Annotated in this window: 18 protein-coding genes; 9 read left to right on the top strand and 9 right to left on the bottom strand. The window is 65.2% G+C overall.

Features of this window, described 5'->3' with window-relative positions:
- Window positions 1–22 precede the first annotated feature (22 nt).
- From ACQPYS_RS22810 to ACQPYS_RS22795, 4 genes are all read right to left on the bottom strand, one after another.
- Window positions 23–1,474 (bottom strand): amidase, encoded by a 1,452-nt coding sequence (locus ACQPYS_RS22810; RefSeq protein ID WP_433490775.1) that lies wholly within the window; start codon window positions 1,472–1,474, stop codon window positions 23–25.
- Window positions 1,475–1,903: 429 nt separating this feature from the next.
- The gene (locus ACQPYS_RS22805) at window positions 1,904–2,776 is read right to left on the bottom strand and encodes a YczE/YyaS/YitT family protein (RefSeq protein WP_433490774.1); all 873 of its coding nucleotides are present in this window, start codon (window positions 2,774–2,776) and stop codon (window positions 1,904–1,906) included.
- Between the two features lie 519 nt (window positions 2,777–3,295).
- Window positions 3,296–3,649: a DUF1707 SHOCT-like domain-containing protein gene (locus ACQPYS_RS22800; RefSeq protein WP_433490773.1), complete on the bottom strand. Its 354-nt coding sequence runs from the start codon at window positions 3,647–3,649 to the stop codon at window positions 3,296–3,298.
- A gap of 15 nt (window positions 3,650–3,664) precedes the next feature.
- Window positions 3,665–4,108, bottom strand: a complete 444-nt coding sequence (locus tag ACQPYS_RS22795) for a VOC family protein (RefSeq protein WP_433490772.1) — start codon at window positions 4,106–4,108, stop codon at window positions 3,665–3,667.
- Here ACQPYS_RS22795 and ACQPYS_RS22790 point away from each other — a divergent pair.
- Window positions 4,016–4,213: a hypothetical protein gene (locus tag ACQPYS_RS22790; protein WP_433493107.1), complete on the top strand. Its 198-nt coding sequence runs from the start codon at window positions 4,016–4,018 to the stop codon at window positions 4,211–4,213. The two genes, ACQPYS_RS22795 and ACQPYS_RS22790, sit on opposite strands and share 93 nt — an antisense overlap.
- A gap of 479 nt (window positions 4,214–4,692) precedes the next feature.
- On the top strand, window positions 4,693–5,742 hold the full coding sequence (locus tag ACQPYS_RS22785; RefSeq protein ID WP_063039534.1) for a linear amide C-N hydrolase: 1,050 nt from the start codon (window positions 4,693–4,695) through the stop codon (window positions 5,740–5,742).
- Between the two features lie 10 nt (window positions 5,743–5,752).
- Here ACQPYS_RS22785 and ACQPYS_RS22780 read toward each other — a convergent pair whose 3' ends face one another.
- Window positions 5,753–6,697, bottom strand: coding sequence for an AraC family transcriptional regulator (locus ACQPYS_RS22780; RefSeq protein WP_433490771.1), 945 nt, complete (start codon window positions 6,695–6,697; stop codon window positions 5,753–5,755).
- An 86-nt stretch (window positions 6,698–6,783) separates the two neighbouring features.
- On the opposite strand from ACQPYS_RS22780, the gene ACQPYS_RS22775 reads away from it, so the two are divergent.
- Both ACQPYS_RS22775 and ACQPYS_RS22770 read left to right on the top strand, forming a co-directional pair.
- Window positions 6,784–7,212, top strand: a complete 429-nt coding sequence (locus ACQPYS_RS22775) for a nitroreductase family deazaflavin-dependent oxidoreductase (RefSeq protein WP_433490770.1) — start codon at window positions 6,784–6,786, stop codon at window positions 7,210–7,212.
- An 88-nt stretch (window positions 7,213–7,300) separates the two neighbouring features.
- A complete protein-coding gene (locus ACQPYS_RS22770; protein ID WP_433490769.1) occupies window positions 7,301–7,843 on the top strand; it encodes an MOSC domain-containing protein in 543 nt (180 codons plus the stop codon).
- 214 nt (window positions 7,844–8,057) lie between these two features.
- Here ACQPYS_RS22770 and ACQPYS_RS22765 read toward each other — a convergent pair whose 3' ends face one another.
- Window positions 8,058–8,489, bottom strand: a complete 432-nt coding sequence (locus ACQPYS_RS22765) for a pyridoxamine 5'-phosphate oxidase family protein (RefSeq protein ID WP_433490768.1) — start codon at window positions 8,487–8,489, stop codon at window positions 8,058–8,060.
- Window positions 8,490–8,882: 393 nt separating this feature from the next.
- Here ACQPYS_RS22765 and ACQPYS_RS22760 point away from each other — a divergent pair, with 393 nt between their 5' ends.
- Together ACQPYS_RS22760 and ACQPYS_RS22755 are read left to right on the top strand one after the other, a co-directional pair.
- Window positions 8,883–9,488, top strand: a complete 606-nt coding sequence (locus ACQPYS_RS22760) for a dihydrofolate reductase family protein (RefSeq protein WP_433490767.1) — start codon at window positions 8,883–8,885, stop codon at window positions 9,486–9,488.
- A 64-nt stretch (window positions 9,489–9,552) separates the two neighbouring features.
- Window positions 9,553–10,449: an aminoglycoside phosphotransferase family protein gene (locus tag ACQPYS_RS22755; RefSeq protein ID WP_433490766.1), complete on the top strand. Its 897-nt coding sequence runs from the start codon at window positions 9,553–9,555 to the stop codon at window positions 10,447–10,449.
- A gap of 263 nt (window positions 10,450–10,712) precedes the next feature.
- Here ACQPYS_RS22755 and ACQPYS_RS22750 read toward each other — a convergent pair whose 3' ends face one another.
- The gene (locus ACQPYS_RS22750; RefSeq protein ID WP_396901551.1) at window positions 10,713–11,534 is read right to left on the bottom strand and encodes a lysostaphin resistance A-like protein; all 822 of its coding nucleotides are present in this window, start codon (window positions 11,532–11,534) and stop codon (window positions 10,713–10,715) included.
- Between the two features lie 308 nt (window positions 11,535–11,842).
- Here ACQPYS_RS22750 and arfB point away from each other — a divergent pair, with 308 nt between their 5' ends.
- The 3 genes from arfB to ACQPYS_RS22735 all read left to right on the top strand — a co-directional run bounded on the left by arfB (window position 11,843) and on the right by ACQPYS_RS22735 (window position 13,998).
- Window positions 11,843–12,271: an alternative ribosome rescue aminoacyl-tRNA hydrolase ArfB gene (gene arfB / locus ACQPYS_RS22745; RefSeq protein WP_396901550.1), complete on the top strand. Its 429-nt coding sequence runs from the start codon at window positions 11,843–11,845 to the stop codon at window positions 12,269–12,271.
- A gap of 441 nt (window positions 12,272–12,712) precedes the next feature.
- The gene (locus tag ACQPYS_RS22740) at window positions 12,713–13,219 is read left to right on the top strand and encodes a hypothetical protein (RefSeq protein WP_433490765.1); all 507 of its coding nucleotides are present in this window, start codon (window positions 12,713–12,715) and stop codon (window positions 13,217–13,219) included.
- 413 nt (window positions 13,220–13,632) lie between these two features.
- Window positions 13,633–13,998 carry a hypothetical protein gene (locus ACQPYS_RS22735; RefSeq protein WP_396901548.1) on the top strand — a complete coding sequence of 122 codons (366 nt, stop codon included), beginning with the start codon at window positions 13,633–13,635 and terminating at the stop codon, window positions 13,996–13,998.
- An 18-nt stretch (window positions 13,999–14,016) separates the two neighbouring features.
- Here the strand turns inward: ACQPYS_RS22735 and ACQPYS_RS22730 are convergent, their stop codons facing one another.
- Window positions 14,017–15,309 carry a DUF6973 domain-containing protein gene (locus ACQPYS_RS22730; RefSeq protein ID WP_433490764.1) on the bottom strand — a complete coding sequence of 431 codons (1,293 nt, stop codon included), beginning with the start codon at window positions 15,307–15,309 and terminating at the stop codon, window positions 14,017–14,019.
- Window positions 15,310–15,419: 110 nt separating this feature from the next.
- Window positions 15,420–17,747 (bottom strand): N-6 DNA methylase, encoded by a 2,328-nt coding sequence (locus ACQPYS_RS22725; RefSeq protein WP_433490763.1) that lies wholly within the window; start codon window positions 17,745–17,747, stop codon window positions 15,420–15,422.
- Window positions 17,748–17,778: the final 31 nt, after the last annotated feature.

The raw sequence follows: 17,778 nt of genomic DNA, 5'->3' as shown, positions 1-17,778 counted from the left end.
GGCGGCACCCGGGTAGTACGCCCTACTGCGGCGCCTGGAAACCGCCGATCTGCTGCTCGAGCAGTTCGGCCAACCGCAGCGGGGTGCGGTCCTCGAACCTCGGACCGACGAGTTGTACTCCCACCGGTAGTCCCTCGGGGGACCGCCCCGTAGGTATCGCGGTGGCGGGCAGCCCGGGCATGGTGGCCACGCCGGCCCAGACGAGCTGGTCGAAGTACGGGTACTCGACGCCGTCGATGTCGATGTGCCGGTCCTCCAAACCTCCGCTGTGGTCGTGTGCGAAGGCGGGCGTGGGTGTGATGGGGCACACCACGGCGTCGTACTCGGCGAAGAGCTGCCGCCAGCCGTGGCGGTGGAGTTCGCGACGGTTGTTCGCCTCGACCCAGTCGCGGTGGCTCAGCACCATGCCGCGCAGCCGCGCCGCGTCGAGACTCCGGTCGTCCGCGCTCAGGGCCGTGGCCTGGGTCCGCAGCTGTGCGTACACGTCGCCGGGGAGACTCGCGGCGGCGTTCGACAGCATCAGCAGCATGTAGAGCGTCGCCGCCTCGGTGAGATCGGGCAGCAGCGGACTGTGCCGCTCGACGCGGGCGCCCGCGTCGGCGAGCGCCTCGGCGACCCGGTTCACGCCCGCCCGCACCGCCGACCCGGTCGGGATGAGCGGATGATCCTCGATGATCAGGACACGGAAGTCCGACAGCCGCTCGTGGCGCGCGGGTGGCAGTGCGACGTCGTAGGCGAGGCCGTAAGTCAGCGGGTCCGGTCCGGTCATCACGTCGAGCAGCAGCGTGAGGTCGCGGGCGGTGCGGGCCATCGGGCCCACGACGGCGAGGTCGAGGTCGATCGGCAGGGCAGGCCCGGGCGGCGCGACCATGCCGCGGGTCGGCGCCGGCCCCGGCGTCGGCTTGTGCGCGTAGATGCCACAGAAATGCGCGGGGGTGCGCAGCGAACCGGCGAGGTCGGAGCCGATGGACAGCGCGCCGAACCCGGCCGCCAGGGCCGCCGCCGAACCGCCGGACGACCCACCCGATGTGCGGCCTTGATCCCACGGATTGTTGGTGGTGCCGTAGATCTCGTTGAAACTCTGGATATCTCGCAGTACCAACGGCACATTGGTCTTACCGAGCAGTACCGCACCGGCCGCCTTCAACCGCGACACCTGCAGCGCGTCCTCGGCCGGTACGTAGTTGGCGTGCTGCGGCATACCCCAGGTCGTGGGCAGCCCGGCCATATCGTAGGACTCCTTGACCGTCACCGGAATGCCGAGCAGCGGCCGATCCTCGCCGCGGGCGCGTGCCTGGTCGGCAGCGCGTGCGGCGGCCCGCGCACGATCGAAATCCGGTACACAGATCGCGTTGATCGCCTCGTCGTCCCGCTCGATCCCGGTGATCGCTTCCTCGGTCAGTTCCACCGATTTCACATCACCGGACCGCAGGGCGGCCGCGAGTTCTTCCGCCGAATGAAAGGTCCAATTCATGAAAAGCGACGCTATTGGTATGCCGAAGAGGGCATAAAATGCCGCTTCGCACAATGGAAAGTCGAGTGAATCAAGTGCACAGGTGATATCAGCCGCTCGTTCTGCCGACGAGGACGTCCTACCCCAGGTCGCGGCGTCGGCAGGGGGCAACTACTTTGTCGCGGGGCATAAGAACGCCCCGTCGTGCAATGGGATAGATGTCTCGATGCTCATCTGGCCGAGCGCGCCACATGCGTTGTGCGCCGGAGTCGGCGACCGAGCGGTTCGGCACAATGCTGTAGCCGCGTCGGGTGTCCACCGGACCGTGTCGGGGAATACCTTCACGGGATCGGCCAGGCGCGCGCCGATCCCTGTGAATCCCGGATGCCCGTCGCCTACGTGATGACCGCACGACCGTGACGGCAGTCACGATCACGCGAATTCGGTGTACTAGACGAGAGGTAACGCCGCCGGCGATGTCGTGGCGATCGAGGCCGACTCGGCCCGGCCGCCTCCGGTTGTCGCGAGCACCGCCGCGGTCGTCTTCCCGACCTCACGGCAAGCGAGGTTCATCACCGGTGACACCTGTGGGTGATGCCGGCGGTGCTGTATGCCGCTGTTCGCGGTGCGGGCTGCCTTCACTCGCCGTTTCTCGTCTTGAAAACTGTTGTCGCGGGCCAGCCGAACTGTGGTCCATCGTGAGAACAACTGCACCAGCGGCCCCATCGTGATCGCGATCAACAATGTGCCGACTCCGATCACTCCACCCATCAGAAAACCAAGAGCAACGACGACTAGTTCAATAACGGTACGCACGATCCAGATGGGTTTACCTGTTGCTCGAACAAGGCCGGTCATGAGACCGTCGCGGGGGCCGGCGCCGAACTGGGCTCCAAGGTAGAGCGCGCAACAGAAGGACAGCGCTACCAGGCCGAGTACGTAGTACAGCAACTGCTGTCGGAAGGAATCGGCATCGGGTATCAATCCGGCTGTCGCGTCGGCGGCAAAGCCTACGAGAAAGACATTCAAAAATGTCCCAGGCCCCGGCTTCTCCTTCAATGGAATCCAGCAGAGCAGCACAATGACAGCAATTATATTGGTGACCCAACCGAACGTGATGCCGGTGTGAAGCGAAATACCTTCCGCGAGAACATTCCAGCTCGCTGCCCCCAGTGAAGATTTCACCAGAAACTCTGTTGCTACTCCGAATCCGATCACGCCGACGAAGAGTAGTGAAAGTCTCAGGATTCTTTTCTCGGCTCGCAGTTGCTCCATGGCCGCCATCCGCTTTGCGGTAAGATCGTACGGCTTTCCTGATTTCATTGTGGGAACCATCTATAATCCCTTTGTTCTACGCATTCGCGAATCGATTTGTCTTCGGCTCACTACCGGATTTCCGGCGCTGGGTTTTCGAGGACCGCTTCATCGATCCGGTGATCTTGTGCGTATTTCCGAGACTTCCGCGCCGCGCTCGCCGGCGTGTTTGTCACACTCGGCCGCTGAATCCGTTGAGTGTCAGCGGATCTCACGCAAAGGCAGATCGCGTTCGCCGGTGAGTGCGGTCGTTTGCACCGGAGCCGAAATCCAGAGCCGTCGAAACCGCGGGAAACCTCGATGGCAATAGAGCGCGGCGTCGAGTTTCGCGTCTCGGTGTCGTGCGCGTCGACCCGGCCGTGCGTCCACCCAGTGCTCGCCGGACCTGGCGCGTCGGCTCATGATGTCCTCTTCCCTGTCTGTCGACCGAGCGATGTTCAACCTGTCCAAGCCACGACATTACGTCATTGTGCACCGTGCCGTCATCTAACGGTACATTGACCATGTGGCTCAGGGGTCTAGCGATGGTCAGGGGAAATGCCTGTTAGAACGCGCTTCTGTCGCCTGCGGCAGCGCGTGCTGGTGATCTTGCTCATAAGTATTGAGCCGATGTGCGGTGCCATGTGTCGCGATCGCGCGTATCGAGCGGCCGCAACGCCGTGCGCGTTCGCTGTCCTTCGAGCGCAGTGCCGGGCGGCCTACCGCGTCGCCGTGCGTGAGAGGCGACAGGTCGACGACGACCACCTCCGGCTTCGATCCGGTTCTGCTGGAGTACGCGGCGGCGAGTCGCTCATCCGATTCGGTGAGGTCCAGCACTCCGTCGGCGTGCGCCTGCTGGATGAGCGTGGTGGCGTTGTTGCATTCGCTGTCGCCGGCGCGCACCGCCGGGAGGAGCGGTCAGGACGAGCGGAGGCAGAAAGGATGTCCGGCGGGACTGGCATAAACGCCGGAGCCCTGCCGGGTGCCGGCGGCGTCATCCGTCGGCCGCAATCGGCGTCCGCCCGCGTCCAGCACTCGCCGGTCGGCGGCCCCGAGGTCGTCTGTGGCGAGGTCGAAGTGCATCTGCTGCGAGACTCCGTCGGGCCACTGCGGCGGCCGGTGGCCGGGGGCGTATTGGATCACGACCGTGGGGAATCGGTCGCTCTGTAGAAAGTGGTGCGTCGGGGTCTTCGTGACGGAGCCGCCGAGTAGCCGGTGCCAGAACGTGCTCTCGCGACCCGCGACGAGATGGCCCGCGCCCTGGACGAACTGCTCACCGCGGGCGCTGCCGCGGGTCTCCTGCGCGAGGGCGTCAGCGGACGTATCGTCCTGCGTGCGCTCGGTGGTATCTGCGGGTTGCATACCAGTGGATGGAAGGAGGACGCGGTGCGTATCGCAACCATCTTGTACGATGGATTGCGTTATGGCGCAACGGTTTCGCGTCATACCGAACTATCGAATCCCTAGCCCGGTCGTCTCTCCTGGGATGGTCGGGCTGTCCCGCGGCGTGCGCCTGTTACCGGCGCAGTTTCTTGTAGGACACATGGGGTCGGGCGGTGGAGGGGGAGCATCGATGGCCGGGGGTGGTGGCCACTCGTGTTCGGATTGCCGGCGGGGCCGGTGCTGCGAGGGTAGGTGACGGTGTAGAGGTGGGGAGGGTACGGGCTCGGGTTCGATCGCGGCGGCGCCTGATGGGCGAGGTGACACAACGCTCGCGCGCAGCCCTCGACCACGCGCGTCACCCACGTCCGATCCGGGGGGGTACTTCTGTGGAGATTCGCCGAGTGCCGGTGGCCCGCCACGCCGGTGATCGCCGCAGTCCGGTCGTGACGTTCCTCCGGAGGTAATGGGCAGTAGGATGACCGTTACAAATAGCTGGGAAAACAATCCGAGTTCTGGAGTCGGCGGCTTACTCGACAGCGCTTGCGAAAGGGTCCAGCAGACTTATGTGCACTCGTGTGATCTGGCCTGAGGCGAACGGATCCGTCCTGGTGGGCCGGAATATGGACTTCCACAAGGATTTGATGACCAACCTGTGGAAGCAGCCTCGCGGAGTCGTCCGTGACGACGGCGTCCATGGTGAGCTGACGTGGACCTCTCGTTACGGAAGTGTTATCGCGGCCGCCTTCGATATTATTTCGGTGGACGGCCTCAACGAGGCGGGGTTGGGTGGGCATATCCTGTGGCTCGCCGAATCGACCTACGGAGAACTCGACACTTCACGCCCCGCGCTGAGCCAGGCCATCTGGCTGCAGTATTTCCTGGACAATTTCGCCACCGTGGCAGAGGCCGTGGACTGGATCGAGAAAACGAACGTTCAGGTCGTACAGATGCCGGACCCGACAGGTGGGAAACCGCCCGCGGTCCATCTCGCTCTCGATGACGCACACGGTGATTCCGCGATCGTCGAGTACATCGATGGCCACCCGAACGTCTACCACAGTCGCGACTATCGCGTAATGACGAATTCGCCCACCTACGACCGGCAGATCGAACTGCTCACCCGCTGGGAAGGGCTCGGCGGAAACGAACCGGTACCCGGCGATACGCTGGCCGAACATCGTTTCGCGCGCGCGGAATACTATGCGAAACGGCTACCCGAGCCGAACAGTCGACTGGAAGCCATAGCCAGCATATTCAGCGTCATCCGCAACGTGGCGCAGCCGTTCCGCATCCCGGACCCCGGGAAACCGGATGCGTCGCAGACGATTTGGCAGGCGGTGCTGGACTTGACGAACAAGCGGTACGTGTTCGAGTCCACGTTGCGGCCCAATATCGTCTGGGTCGATCTGGCAGATCTGGATTTCGGGGTGGGCTCGCCGCAGCTCAAACTGGACCTGCTCGGGAAGCTTTCGCTGGAAGGCGGTATCGCCGGCGAAGTGAGCGGGTCGTTCGAGGATGCCGGTCCCATGGTGTTCTTCTCGTTCCAGGCCGCCGAAAAGCTCGCGGCGGGGGATACTCATTCGCCGGGCCCGTCGGATCCGGTGAGTCGATAACCGGCCGGGATCACGAGCGGGCCGGGACACGTTCGGTCGCTCGCGCCGCGCTACGGAACTGACCGGGAGCCTGCGAGCGCTCCCGTCGAAACGCTCGACTGAACGCGTAGACCGAGGTGTATCCGACCGACCGGGCGATGGTCTCGAGTGGGTCGTCGCTGTCCCGCAACCGGATCGCGGCCAGATCCATCCGCCATCGCGTCAGGTATTCGGCCGGCGCGGCACCGGTGGCGGCGCGGAACCGCCGCGTCAGCGTGCTGCGGGAGAGCGTCATCTCCGCGGCGAGTGAGTCGATGGTCCACCCCCGGGCCGGCTCCTGATGGAGTTTCGCGAGCGCGTCGCCGACCATCGGGTCGGCCAGCACGCCGAGCCAGGAATCGCGCGCCTCGTCCGGGCTTCTCGCCGACCAGACCCGTAGCAACTGCACCAACAGGATGTCGACCAAGCGGTTGAGTACGAATGCGGTCGCGATCTGCGGGTAGGCCAACTCCCGCGACAGCAGCCGGACGGTGTCGTCGAGACAGTTGCCGCCGTGGTCGGCCCTGATGTGCAGAACCGGCGGCAGCGATGTCATCACCTGCGTCGACACCGTGCGGTCGTATTCGTAACTCGCGCCGAGAATATGCGTCTGCACCGCACCGGTGCCCAGCCGCAACACACTGCCGTTCTCCATCGCCGCGTCACCGCCGCACCCGCCGCACGGGGCCGGCGGTACGCCGGGAGCACTGCTCAACGCGTGCTCCGCCCCACTCGGCAACAGCACCACATCGCCGGGCATGAGTTGCTGCGCCTCCCCGCCGGGCAGGCGCAACCAGGCGGTGCCCGAGGTGACGGCATAGAACGCGGCGTCGCAGCGCGCGTCCCAGGAGATCCCCCAGGTGCCGCCCGCCTCGATGCGTGCTCCCGCGGTGCCGCGGACACCACCGACCGCGAGTACATCGGCAAGAATGTCCATATGATCGATAATAGTGCGACAAACGGATATGTTTCTGGCCGATTCTGCTATCGATCAATTCACCCGGTACCGCATATGGTCGACCCATGGCAGACGCGGACGACATCATCGAGATGAACACCCAGGTCATCACTGAATTCCGGGAGAAAGGCGGCACCGTCGGCGGTATGTTCGAAGGCTTTCCGCTGATCCTCGTGCATCACAGAGGCGCGAAATCGGGCGTCGAACGCATCGCGCCGCTGGTCCCCTACGTGGAGGATGACCGGATCTTCGTCTTCGCGAGCCTGGGTGGCAGCCCGAAGCACCCGGCCTGGTACCACAACCTGGTGGCCAACCCGGACACCACCGTCGAGTTCGGCGCGGAGACGTTCCCGGTCGCCGCTCGGGTGCTGCCCCGGGCCGAACGCGATGAGATCTACGCCAAACAAGTCGCCGTGCAGCCCCAATTCGGTGAGTATCAGCGCAAGACCGACCGGGTCATCCCCGTGGTCGAGTTGCAGCGGACGGGTCACTGACGCGGGTGGCCGAGGCTGCCTCGATGCACGCGGGCGGTATCGAATGTATCCGGGCCGCGGGCCGGTGACGCGAGTACACTCGCGGCGAGTGAGAGCAATCGTGACGGCCGTCGGCCGCAGTCGGGAGCACACCTTCACCAAACCCACCGTCGCGAGCATCGGTCTCGTCGCCGGGCAGGGCGTGGAGGGTGATGCCCATCAGGGCGTCACGGTCAAACACCGGTCCCGGGTGGCGCGTGATCCGAGCGCACCGAACCTGCGACAGGTCCACCTCATCCACTCCGAACTGTTCGACGACCTCCGTGCGGCCGGATTCGATGTGCGGCCGGGACAACTCGGCGAGAACGTCACCACGCGTGGTGTGGATCTGCTTGGTCTGCCCACCGGCACGCTCCTGCGGCTCGGTGCCGAAGCGGTGGTCGAGGTGACAGGTCTGCGTAACCCGTGCGTCCAGATCGACCACTTCCGACAGGGTGTGCTCGAGCGCGTTGTCGGGCGCGACGAGCAGGGGGCGGTGATCCGCAGAGCCGGGATCATGTCGATCGTCCTGACCGGGGGCCGAGTCCTGCCCGGAGACGACATCATCGTCGAACTGCCCACCGGACTACACAGGCCACTTCAACCGGTCTAGAAACGCGCCCTTGTCGTGACCGGGACGTAGTCCTCCGGCGGCCTCGCTCCCATTCGAATAGGCAAGCCGCGGACCCGCCTCAACGGGATCAACTGATTTTTCTGCGGAGCGTGCCAGTGGTGATCCCTCGCCGAGCGATATGCTCAACTCGTGGCCGCCGACGATCGCCGCCGCATCGGCGCCCCATGCGGTGACTCCGCGGCACCAGTCCTGGTCAGAAGTCGCTCGAGTAGTCCTGGCTGATCCAGCGGTCGGGGCGAATCGTGAACAGGACGGACTGCGCGCCGTCCATCTGATCGGCGAACTCGCGTCCGCCTTCTGGACCGAGATAGCGGACGGCGATGGCTTCCCGTGCCGCATGAGGCGACGGGGTCTCGGCATCGACGACGGTGCCCTCCACGATGACGTACTGATACGGCAACTCTTCGCGCTGGACGACCAAGGTCACCACACCGGCTTCCTGGATGAGCCTGGCCTTGCGCCGGTTCGCGCCGGTGTTGACCCTGATATCACCGCCCGGGACGTAGTCGTACCAGATCGGGACCGAGGCGGGCGGCCGTCCGTCGGTCGCCGCGACCGACAGCACCGCAATGTGCTTGCCCGCGAGGAATTCATGACGTTCGGCTTCGGTGAAGGGTTTCGGCATACCGCATGTAACCGGCCGGTCGGTGGCTCTCTTCCCTCGGGTGGCGCATGACGCTGGGATCGAGGCGCTCCTCGGGCCGGCTGACCGGATGCGCGGCTTCGACATCAGTGACAAGCGGATGGGCGGCTTGCACACCGCGGATAGGCCAAAGAACTCAATATGTTCGGAACTCTTCTTGAGTCGTGCGCCGAGTGCGTCCAGCTCGTCGAGGACGAGACCGGCGCCCCACGCCTGTTCCCCTCTTCCGGTTCGGTTGATCGACGTGAGAAAGCCAGGCCGCCGTAGTGCAGCTCGCTCGTGAGCGCAGGTGTTCTCGTTACCCGACAGCGCGGCCGATGAGTTTGCGACTTCCGGCCGGTCGAAGCTCGTGACACCCTAGGAAAGGACACCGTCATGCCTGAGCTTCTCGTCGACTTCATCACCTCGCTCGACGGCTACGCATCAGGACAAGGATGGCCCGGTTTCTGGGGCCTGGAGGGCCCGGAGTATCTCGCGTGGCTCGGCGAGCAGCCCGAGGTCACCTACCTGATGGGAGCGAACACCTACCGTGTGATGTCGGGCTTCGCCGCCGGCGAGGTCCCGGAGGGCCAAGAGGAGTTCAGGCCCGAAGAAGAGGCGTCGGTCGATGAACTCACGCAAGCGTCCAAGGTGGTGTTCTCCTCCTCCCTGGAGGAGCCGCTGACGTGGGCCAACTCCACGCTGGTCCGCGACGACGCCGTCGAGGCGGTCCGCGCCATGAAGTCGAGTGGCTCGGGGCTCCTCAGCACGATCGGCAGCCCTGGCCTGAGCCGGTCCCTGCTGCGAGCCGGGCTCGTCGACCGCTTCCGGGTGGTGATGTTCCCGGTGATCACCGGGGCGACGGGCGAGGAACGCATCTACGACGGCTATCCGGACGTCGCTCTCGACATGACCGAGCACCGTACCTTCGATGGCCGCATCCAGCTGGTCGAGTACAAGCCCCGCGTGCTCGAGCACCCGCCGCTCGGCGCCCCCGCGTGAGGACTCCTGTCCGCCGGTCCGGCCCACACTCACACTGTATGCCGCCTCGGTACAGTGACTTCGTATGACCGGCACCGAACTGGAGATCACCGCAGACCTGGTCCGCGACCTGCTGCGGGAGCAGCATCCCGAACTCGCGGGCCTGACCATCCGCGAGGTGGCGGGTGGCTGGGGCAACCAGATGTGGCGTCTCGGGGACGAGTTGGCCGTACGTATGCAGCGCATGGACCCCACCCCGGACGTGCAGCTGAAGGAGCGGCGGTGGCTACCCGCGCTGGCCCCGCGCCTGCCGCTGCCGGTGCCGACCCCGGTGCGATTCGGTGAACCGTCCGAGCGTTTCCCCAAGCACTGGACCGTGATGACGTGGGTTCCCGGCGAGCCGCTCGACCACGCCACGATCAGCCGCGGCGCCCATGCGGCCGATACGCTGGCAGCTTTCCTCCGGGCGCTGCACGTTCCCGCACCCGCCGAGGCGCCGATCGCCACCGACCGCGGCGCCCATCCCAGGGACTGCGCAGATGGCTTCGAAGCCTTCTGCCGAGCCGTCGCCCCTGCCGACCGCGCCGCCGACGTCCGGGCGGTCTGGGACGATGCCGTCGCCGCCGGCGTGTGGGAGGGCCCGCCGGTGTGGGTGCACGGCGACCTCCATCCCGCGAACGTCGTCGTCTCGGACGGAACGCTCTCGGGCATAGTCGACTTCGGTGACCTGTTCGCCGGTGACCCGGCGTGGGACCTCGCCGCCGCCTGGGTCCTGCTGCCCGCGGACATGGCCACACGGTTCTTCGACAGCTACGCGCTCGCGGACGAGGCGGCGATCCGGCGGGCCCGCGGATTGGCGGCCATGAAGAGTTTGTTCCTGATGCTCATGGGGCAGAACGGAGATCGGGGCCTTCCGGGCGGAAAACCGCACTGGGGGCCGGTAGGCCGAGCGGCACTCGAGCGTGTTCTGAAGGGCGTGTGACACGCGACGTTGTTATTCCCGCTTTCATCCTGAAGCAGGAATAGAGGGCCGCCGAATCCTACTTTCTTTGCGCTTCGCATGTCTCTCGAGAGCGACGAGCGCCTCGCCCAGGTCGTTCCCGGACGTTTCGCCTACGGAAGTCCGATCGAAATGCGGGGCTTACCGGGCTGCCGGAAAAGCGTGTTCCTCGAGCGTCGACATCCGGAAATCGCCATCGTATCCGCGCAGCTATGCCCGCTCCTGGAGGTCCGGAGGTGAACTGGTCAGCGCAGGGTGACGAGCTTCGCCCTGCGGAGGAGCCACACCGCCGGGACGAGGCAGCACAGCAGCGCGAAGAGGCTCGCTTCCGGACCGAACGTCGCACCGGTGAGTACCTCCGGTCCGGAAAGGACGGTGCGCAGCAGGCCGGGTTCGCCGTCGGCGCCGGATACCGCAGTGCCGAACACACCGGACTCGGTGAAGTTCCAGGCGAAATGCAGGCCGATCGGCAGCCACAGCGACCGCATGGCGGTGTAGGCAATGGCCAGCAGCGCACCGCCTTCGACCGCGATGACCAGGGCGCCCCATAGCGTGGCGTTGCTGTTGACCGAGTGTGTCAGACCGAAGATCAGTGACGAGACCGCGATCGCGACGATGCTGCCGGTCCGTTCCTCCAGGATGCGGTGCACCACGCCACGGAACAGCAGCTCCTCGGTGACCGCCACCGAGGCCATCGCGCCGGCAACGCCCAGGCAGGCCCCGAACGACCCACCGGTGATGTCGGCGTCGGTGAACATGACCGCGAGCAGCATCGTCGCGAGGAAAGCCCCGGCACCGACGAGTACGCCGTGCCCGAGCCCGCGCCACCGCCCCGCGGCGGCCAGCTCGGTGACCGCCGGCCGGTTCTCGACGCGGCGGGACAGCCACGTGTAGGCGAAGATCGCTCCGGCGGCCGCGCCGATCCCGAGGGAGAAACGCAGCACAGGCACACCCGAAACGAGCGCGTCCAGCCCCCGGGCGGCGATCAGCAACACGACCGTCCCGACGAGCAGAACCGGCACCCGGAACCGCTGCATCGGCGGTTTCCGCTCGGTGGGGATGGCCATCGAAAGTCCTCTCGCCGTTGTGCAGTACGGCGAGACTACGAACGAGCCGAGCCGCGTCGCATCACTCCCCGGGAGACTTCCCGGTAGTACTCGAGGGGGACACCGTACTGTCCGCTCGCCCTTCGGTCAGGCCCGCGAGGCGAGGCTTCGCGAGGCGTGCGAGTCCGGCGTCGGCGACATCGGTGAGAACGCGACGACCGCGTGCTGCCTGTTACCCGTACCCAAGGTCGTCACTATCGTGAACGAGAGAGTCACCATTCAGCCACTCGGGATAGTGGCCTCGCGAATCGGAAAGACGGCATCGGATCATGGCAGAAGACCTGACCGTGACTCGGACGCTGGTGATACCCGCCGCCGAGTTACGCGAGCGGTTCTCACGCTCGTCCGGCCCGGGCGGGCAGCACGTCAACACCACCGACAGCCGGGTCGAGCTGTTATTCGACCTCGCCAACTCGCCCTCCGTGCCGGAGTCGCTGCGTACCCGGATGCTCGACCGCCTGGCGACCCGCCTGGTCGACGGGGTGCTCACGATCGCCGCTTCGGAGCACCGCGCACAACTGCAGAACCGCGCAGCCGCCCGCGAACGCCTGGCCGCGTTACTGCGCGACGCCGCTGCCCCTCCGCCACCCGTTCGCCGCGCCACCAAGCCCTCGCGCGGCGCGAAGGAACGTCGCATCGCCGCGAAGAAACGACGCGGCATCACCAAGCGAAACCGCCGTGCCTTTCCCGACGACTAGCCAGATCGGTGTGAGTGCCCAGTACACATCGACAATGGAAGCCGCGCAGATGGTCTCTCCGCGGGCGATCATGTCTACCGCCTCGTCGAGTGGCAACCATCGGGCCCTCGACGACCGTTTCGGCAGCACCCACCATACTGGGATGGGCAGACATGGACGGCGGATCGGCGAGGGTTTCCTGGACGCAGGCTCGGTGATAATTTGCGCGAGTACGCCTTTGCGCGTGTCCATTCCTTCCTCGGCTTACGCTGTGCTACCCATGTTTGCCGAACCTGCCCCGCGCGTGGATGACTCCTCCCCGGGGTGATCTCTGCCGGTGTAGAACCGCTGACCGAACCGGAGGGAGCAGGGGGTAGGAGCGCGCCCGCCGGAAATCCGGCGGTAGGCACCTCGTCGCGGACCAGGCGTCGCGGTGACACCAGCCGTGCGAAGCTGGGCGGCGTGACTTCCGACATGCTGCCGGTCGGCGATCGCCTTGACCGCATCCGCGCTTTGCTGTCCGGCTTGAACGGACCGCTCGGCAATGGGGAGATGCACGCGTGGGCGAATCTCGGCGAGCCGGCGCGGATGCCCCGTGAGGTGTTCGACCTGATCGAAGGCCTCGGTGTTCTCGAGCGCTGGTACCCCAAGGTGCCGGTAGACGTTCCGGAATCCTCTGCGGAACTGGCTGACCGCCTCACCGAGATCGATGTGGACGGTGCTGTGCACCGGCTGATCGGCCTTGCCTCGACCACGCTCGCCTACGGCTCGCCCGGACGCTATGACCAGGCCAAGGCAGCTGAGGTGTTCGGTTCGCTGGTCCGCCTCCTCGGGCATGGAAGCCGCTGGTGGAGTAACACCGACGGCGCCGGCGGGTGGAACCCCGTGACACGGCACGTGTTCGACGCGGTGGTGATCGGTGTAGGCAGCGGGATCGTCGTCACGATCCTCGTTTTCGACGAAGACTGATCCACCCTATCGCGGAACCGTCATCACGCCAGGGCGAGTTACAGTCTCCGGCAGATAGTGGGTCACTATCTGCCATAAATCGCTACCGCCGGATTTCTGGCGGATGAGCCTCTACCCCGGTCAGGTCAAGGGCATTCTGGCAGACTCGACCCGACGCTACGCGGTGGCGGCGGTCGATTCGAGAGTCGGACGGCAACTCCTTCGAGCCGACGATATGGGGGAGGACGGAAAGCGGGTCTACCTGCGCAGGAGGGGCAGGCGAGGAAGGCCGGATCATCGGCGAGCACGGTTTGTGGCTTGCTCCGACCGATACCCGAAAGCGAGCATTACACCGGCCGATACGACATTATGGTCGCGGATCTGACTACTCAGGTCACACACTCGTCGTCGACTGATCAGGAATCTGCGCGCATATGTTGAAGAAATCGACCCGCACCGTGCTCGGCAGCGTCATTGCCGCGCAACTCATTGTCGGTTCAGTGGGCGTCGCGGCGGCCGAGCCCGCCCCGGCGCCCGCGCCGGTCGCGCCGGTGCAAGCACCCGATGCAGCGGGGTCCGGGGCGGTGGCGCCCATCGCGGCGTGCATGGCGCCCGGCGACTCCATCGAACTCCGGGCCGGCCTGGGCGCCCTGCTCGGGACCGGGAGCGGCGCGATCGCAGGGCTGCCCCTCGCCATTGTTGGGGCCATCCCGCTCGGGATCATCGGCGGCGTGATCGGCGCCATGGTCGGCTCGACCACCTACGCCCAGGACGCCTGGCGGGCTCCGAAGGGCTGCTGATCGGACGGGGCCGCGGGGTCAGCCCTTGACGGGGCAGGTGGCGTCGAGCCAATCGGTGAACGAAGGTCCGCCGATTCGGGCGTGCGCCCGGCCACCGACCCGCGGTCCTCCGGCAGCGCCCGATACACACCGGCTACGGTCGTGGCGCCGACGATCTCGCCGCGGTCGATCATCCGCTTCGTCGAGCGGAACCCACCGGATCATTTCGGCCTCGTTGATATTCGGCCGGGTGCCGGTGAGGTCGGCGCCGTGGGGGAGATAGATGTCTTTGGGCGTGTGACGACACATGGGTTCGGTCTCCACGGAGAACAGCTTCTTTGATACGTATGTGGCCAATTCTTCGGGGCTTGCGTCGGGATGTTCGGCGGCGATTCTGCGCCCCACCGCATTGTTGTGCAGGTCCATCGCTTCGGCGGACGCCGCATTGGTGTCCACTCCCTCGTGGGCGTTGGTGTACTCCTGTGCGAACTCCGGTCCGAACCGGTTGGCCGGCATCGCGTTCCAGTAGGCGTGCCGGAACGCGTCCGAGTGTCCATCGGTGATTCCCGCGCGGTCGAACACGTTCTCCGACTCGTGAATCGCGGTCTTGTAGATGCCGTAGGCATCGCGAGCACCCAGGAGCCCGAGATCGTCCAGTAGACGCGCTTCCTCGGCTGTCATCTTCTGGCTACCGAATGGCCAGCTGAGTGGTGGTTTCGGCCAGGTCGTCATGCCATCAGGGTCGACGGGGACGTTGAACCGAGCGAGGAGGTCGTCGTGGAACAGCTTGGCGAGTGTTTGTCGCCGATTGTTGGTCGATTGCTCGTCGATGAAGTTTCCTGATCCGAGCGGGTCACCTGCCGCGCGTATCAGACCCGCCTGGTGCAGGATGTCGATCTGAAGCCGGGAGACCTCCTGGACCAGCGCATCGTATGCGACCCGGATCGCATCCTGATGGGTCTTGACCTGTGTCTCGTCAATTCCGTGCACGGTCCAGTCGTCGTCGATGCGGAGACCCGCTTCTACTGCGTCGTCGACCTTGCCGCGGAGTACGCCGCGAAGAGAAGTCGGGTCGGTTGCCGCGTTCTTGATGATCCCAGGCACGTCGGAGATTTCGTAGTAGACGCGACGGGATTGGTCGTGGTCTTCGGATATGCGCTCGTACGCTGCGTTGTAGGCGGCTCCCTGCCAATGGGTTCCGGCGTCGGTGAAATAGTTGCGGGTGCTGTCGATGGCCTGCATCGCCTGCTCGTTGATGTTGTTCAGAGCGTCGGCCCAGTAGTTCATGGCTGTGAGGTCCCAGCGCTCCAGCTGGGATTTCGAAATCTTCATCAGCTCTGCGCAGGCTTGAAGTCGAGTTCGTTCATTCTGGCCGCGAACCCTTCATCGGTCATACTCATGTCGTTCGCGCATGCTCGCGTCGCTCCGGCGACAGCCCGCATCTATTCGAACAAGTATAACTGTTCGAATGTACTCCGGCGGTCGACTTTGGCTGCGCCGGAGAGAAGCCCAGCGGCCACCGCGGTTCGGTAGGCCGCGCATTGTGTCGCTGCATCTTGGTACGCCTGTGCTCGATGGTCGCATTCTTGCAACACTGTGGCGATGGCTCGCTGCTGTTCGGTTGGTGGATATTCGATCTCGAAGCGGCCGAGGTCGCCGGTGCTGATCGACGGAACGGAGTTGACCGCGGCCCGGGACCGGATGCGCAGCCGAATATCGTCGGATAGGAGCCATTCCAAGAGGTACTCCGGGGCCAGTGCATCGTGATTCTTGATCCGCAGTCGGATTACGTTGGTGGCGAAGTAAGACCGGTGGTGCATGTCTGTCACGAGCGCCGCAGCGCCGACCTGACCCACGCGGACGAAGAGGATGTCGTTCTCGTGTACCTCGAAATCGGCGAGCCGATTCGCCATCTCCGGGGATATCCGACTGTCGTCGTTCTCGGGGACTTCTAGTCGGCGGGAATGGATATGCTTGGCTTTCAACACCTGAAATACTGAATCCGGTTCGTATTTGATGCCATAGGTATTGGAGGGGCCGGCCTTGATTTCGCAGAGGTCGGAAAGCCGCGCTCGGAACCGTTTGTCCGCGACCGGTGACACATCCAGCGCTCGTGGACTGGACAGAGTACGAGAAATAGGCGGGTGAAAGGGTGCGCTGGTCGAGGAGTCGATCGCCTCGATCGCCCGCGCCATCGCGTTGGTGTACCGGCCGATCGTCTGCCAGCGGGCGTCAGCATCTGTGGGTGCCGACTGCAGGTAGTCATCGGGAACCAGTGAGTGCTTGGCTTCACGGATCGTCTCGATGGGAACCGAGATCGCACGTCCGCCGTGTTCGACGACAGCCGCAACGCCTTCCTTCAACCTTTCTGGGGTATTGACGAGTTCGGCGATCTGTGCCGTGTCGGCCAGCCGCGGCAGAGTGCCGGGAGTGGCCTGCAGCATCGAACGAACGTCGGCGAAGACAACTGGGCGTGGCGTTTTCGACGGGGGACGCAGCACCCAGATAGCGGCGTCTACCGAGGAGGCCGGGAAGATCTGCGCCGGAAGCCGGATGACGGCGTGAACGGCGCCTTGTTCGAGCATCTCCTTCCTGTTCTCGCGCTCGTACCGATTGTTGGTGCCGCCTGCCGCCGCAGGCAGCAGGACTGCCGCTCTTCCTTTCGCGGCGAGGACCTTGACCGCTGTGTGAACCCAAGCGAGATTTCCGCTGTGTGGAGGAGTTGCGAACGGCCAAGTGGTGCCTGAGCTGTCCAGAAAGGTCTCGTTGAACGGCGGGTTGACCACGACGGCGTCGTAAGGTCCGCGGAGGCGATACTGCCAGGGCTGTTTGTCCTCGACTTGTATATCGGAAACACAGCCGTGCACAGCGAGGTTCAGGCCGGCACGGCGTGCGGCATCGGTTCGGCGGCCGATCGCCCGCAACTGTACCGGCGTTGCCCCTTTTCGCCCCAGAACTGCCAACGGTAGTTCGCCCAGGCGTGTGTAGGGGTCGAGGACGGTGTTCACCGAGTTCCCGGGCGGCGTAACGCACCTTGCCATGAGTCTCGCGACTTCCGCAGGCGTGCGGTAGTCGTGGCTGGTGGCGGGTTGAGCCTTCGGGAGTTGATCGAGCAGCCTGTCGAATCCGGGCTGCCCGGCTCGGCTTGCGTTGTCGATCAGGGCGATAACGTCGGATGTCCGGGCTTTCCGCAATCTGCCGAAGACTTCCGTGGCCCCGACCGGCAGTCCGTGCAAACGCAGTGCGGCATCAACGGCTTCCGCGACGACGCCCAGCAGCACGGTCGGACGATCCGCGCTCGCGTGTGGCTGGATTTCGTCGGTGAGGCGCTGCCAATGCTGTTCGGAGCAGATCCAGGTGAACACGAGCAGTAGACCGGCATCGAGGTAGTCGATATCGCTTATACCGGCATCCCGGAAACGCCTGGGCAGCCCGGTGCAAAGGAACTGGCGCGCGGCTTGATTCGCTTGCCCGTCCCCGGCATCGCGGCAGGTTCGCGTGGGAACGCCTTCGCCGAGCGCACGTTGCAACCGGTCACCGTAGGTTGCGCCGTGGAGTTCCGCGGGAGTGCGGTAGGCCGCGGGTATCGGCCGTTTGCCGAGCCAGTCAATGACGGCGTCGGACGCGTGATTGCCGGATTCATCAGGGGTGGGAAAGTCCGGATGGCGCCTGCGCCAGTTACTGCAGGTCGCGGTACTTACGCCGATCTTCTCGGCAATGTCGGAAAGTCGCAGGTGGATTGTGGTGAAGTTCCAGGTCGGCGTTGTCATGAGTCCTCGTGCTCGGCGGTTGTTCGGGGAA

Origin of the sequence: Nocardia grenadensis, assembly GCF_050942415.1 — a bacterium.
GTDB classification, from domain to species: Bacteria; Actinomycetota; Actinomycetes; order Mycobacteriales; family Mycobacteriaceae; genus Nocardia; species Nocardia grenadensis.
This window is presented reverse-complemented; position numbering and strand designations above follow the sequence as displayed.

Excerpts from the sequence above, each read along its gene's own strand:
- ACQPYS_RS22810 (WP_433490775.1), bottom strand. The coding sequence starts at position 1,474 with ATGAATTGGACCTTTCATTCGGCGGAAGAACTCGCGGCCGCCCTGCGG.
- ACQPYS_RS22805 (WP_433490774.1), bottom strand. The coding sequence starts at position 2,776 with ATGAAATCAGGAAAGCCGTACGATCTTACCGCAAAGCGGATGGCGGCC.
- ACQPYS_RS22795 (WP_433490772.1), bottom strand. The coding sequence starts at position 4,108 with ATGCAACCCGCAGATACCACCGAGCGCACGCAGGACGATACGTCCGCT.
- ACQPYS_RS22785 (WP_063039534.1), top strand. The coding sequence starts at position 4,693 with ATGTGCACTCGTGTGATCTGGCCTGAGGCGAACGGATCCGTCCTGGTG.
- ACQPYS_RS22780 (WP_433490771.1), bottom strand. The coding sequence starts at position 6,697 with ATGGACATTCTTGCCGATGTACTCGCGGTCGGTGGTGTCCGCGGCACC.
- ACQPYS_RS22775 (WP_433490770.1), top strand. The coding sequence starts at position 6,784 with ATGGCAGACGCGGACGACATCATCGAGATGAACACCCAGGTCATCACT.
- ACQPYS_RS22765 (WP_433490768.1), bottom strand. The coding sequence starts at position 8,489 with ATGCCGAAACCCTTCACCGAAGCCGAACGTCATGAATTCCTCGCGGGC.
- ACQPYS_RS22760 (WP_433490767.1), top strand. The coding sequence starts at position 8,883 with ATGCCTGAGCTTCTCGTCGACTTCATCACCTCGCTCGACGGCTACGCA.
- ACQPYS_RS22755 (WP_433490766.1), top strand. The coding sequence starts at position 9,553 with ATGACCGGCACCGAACTGGAGATCACCGCAGACCTGGTCCGCGACCTG.
- ACQPYS_RS22750 (WP_396901551.1), bottom strand. The coding sequence starts at position 11,534 with ATGGCCATCCCCACCGAGCGGAAACCGCCGATGCAGCGGTTCCGGGTG.
- arfB (WP_396901550.1), top strand. The coding sequence starts at position 11,843 with ATGGCAGAAGACCTGACCGTGACTCGGACGCTGGTGATACCCGCCGCC.
- ACQPYS_RS22735 (WP_396901548.1), top strand. The coding sequence starts at position 13,633 with ATGTTGAAGAAATCGACCCGCACCGTGCTCGGCAGCGTCATTGCCGCG.
- ACQPYS_RS22730 (WP_433490764.1), bottom strand. The coding sequence starts at position 15,309 with ATGAAGATTTCGAAATCCCAGCTGGAGCGCTGGGACCTCACAGCCATG.
- ACQPYS_RS22725 (WP_433490763.1), bottom strand. The coding sequence starts at position 17,747 with ATGACAACGCCGACCTGGAACTTCACCACAATCCACCTGCGACTTTCC.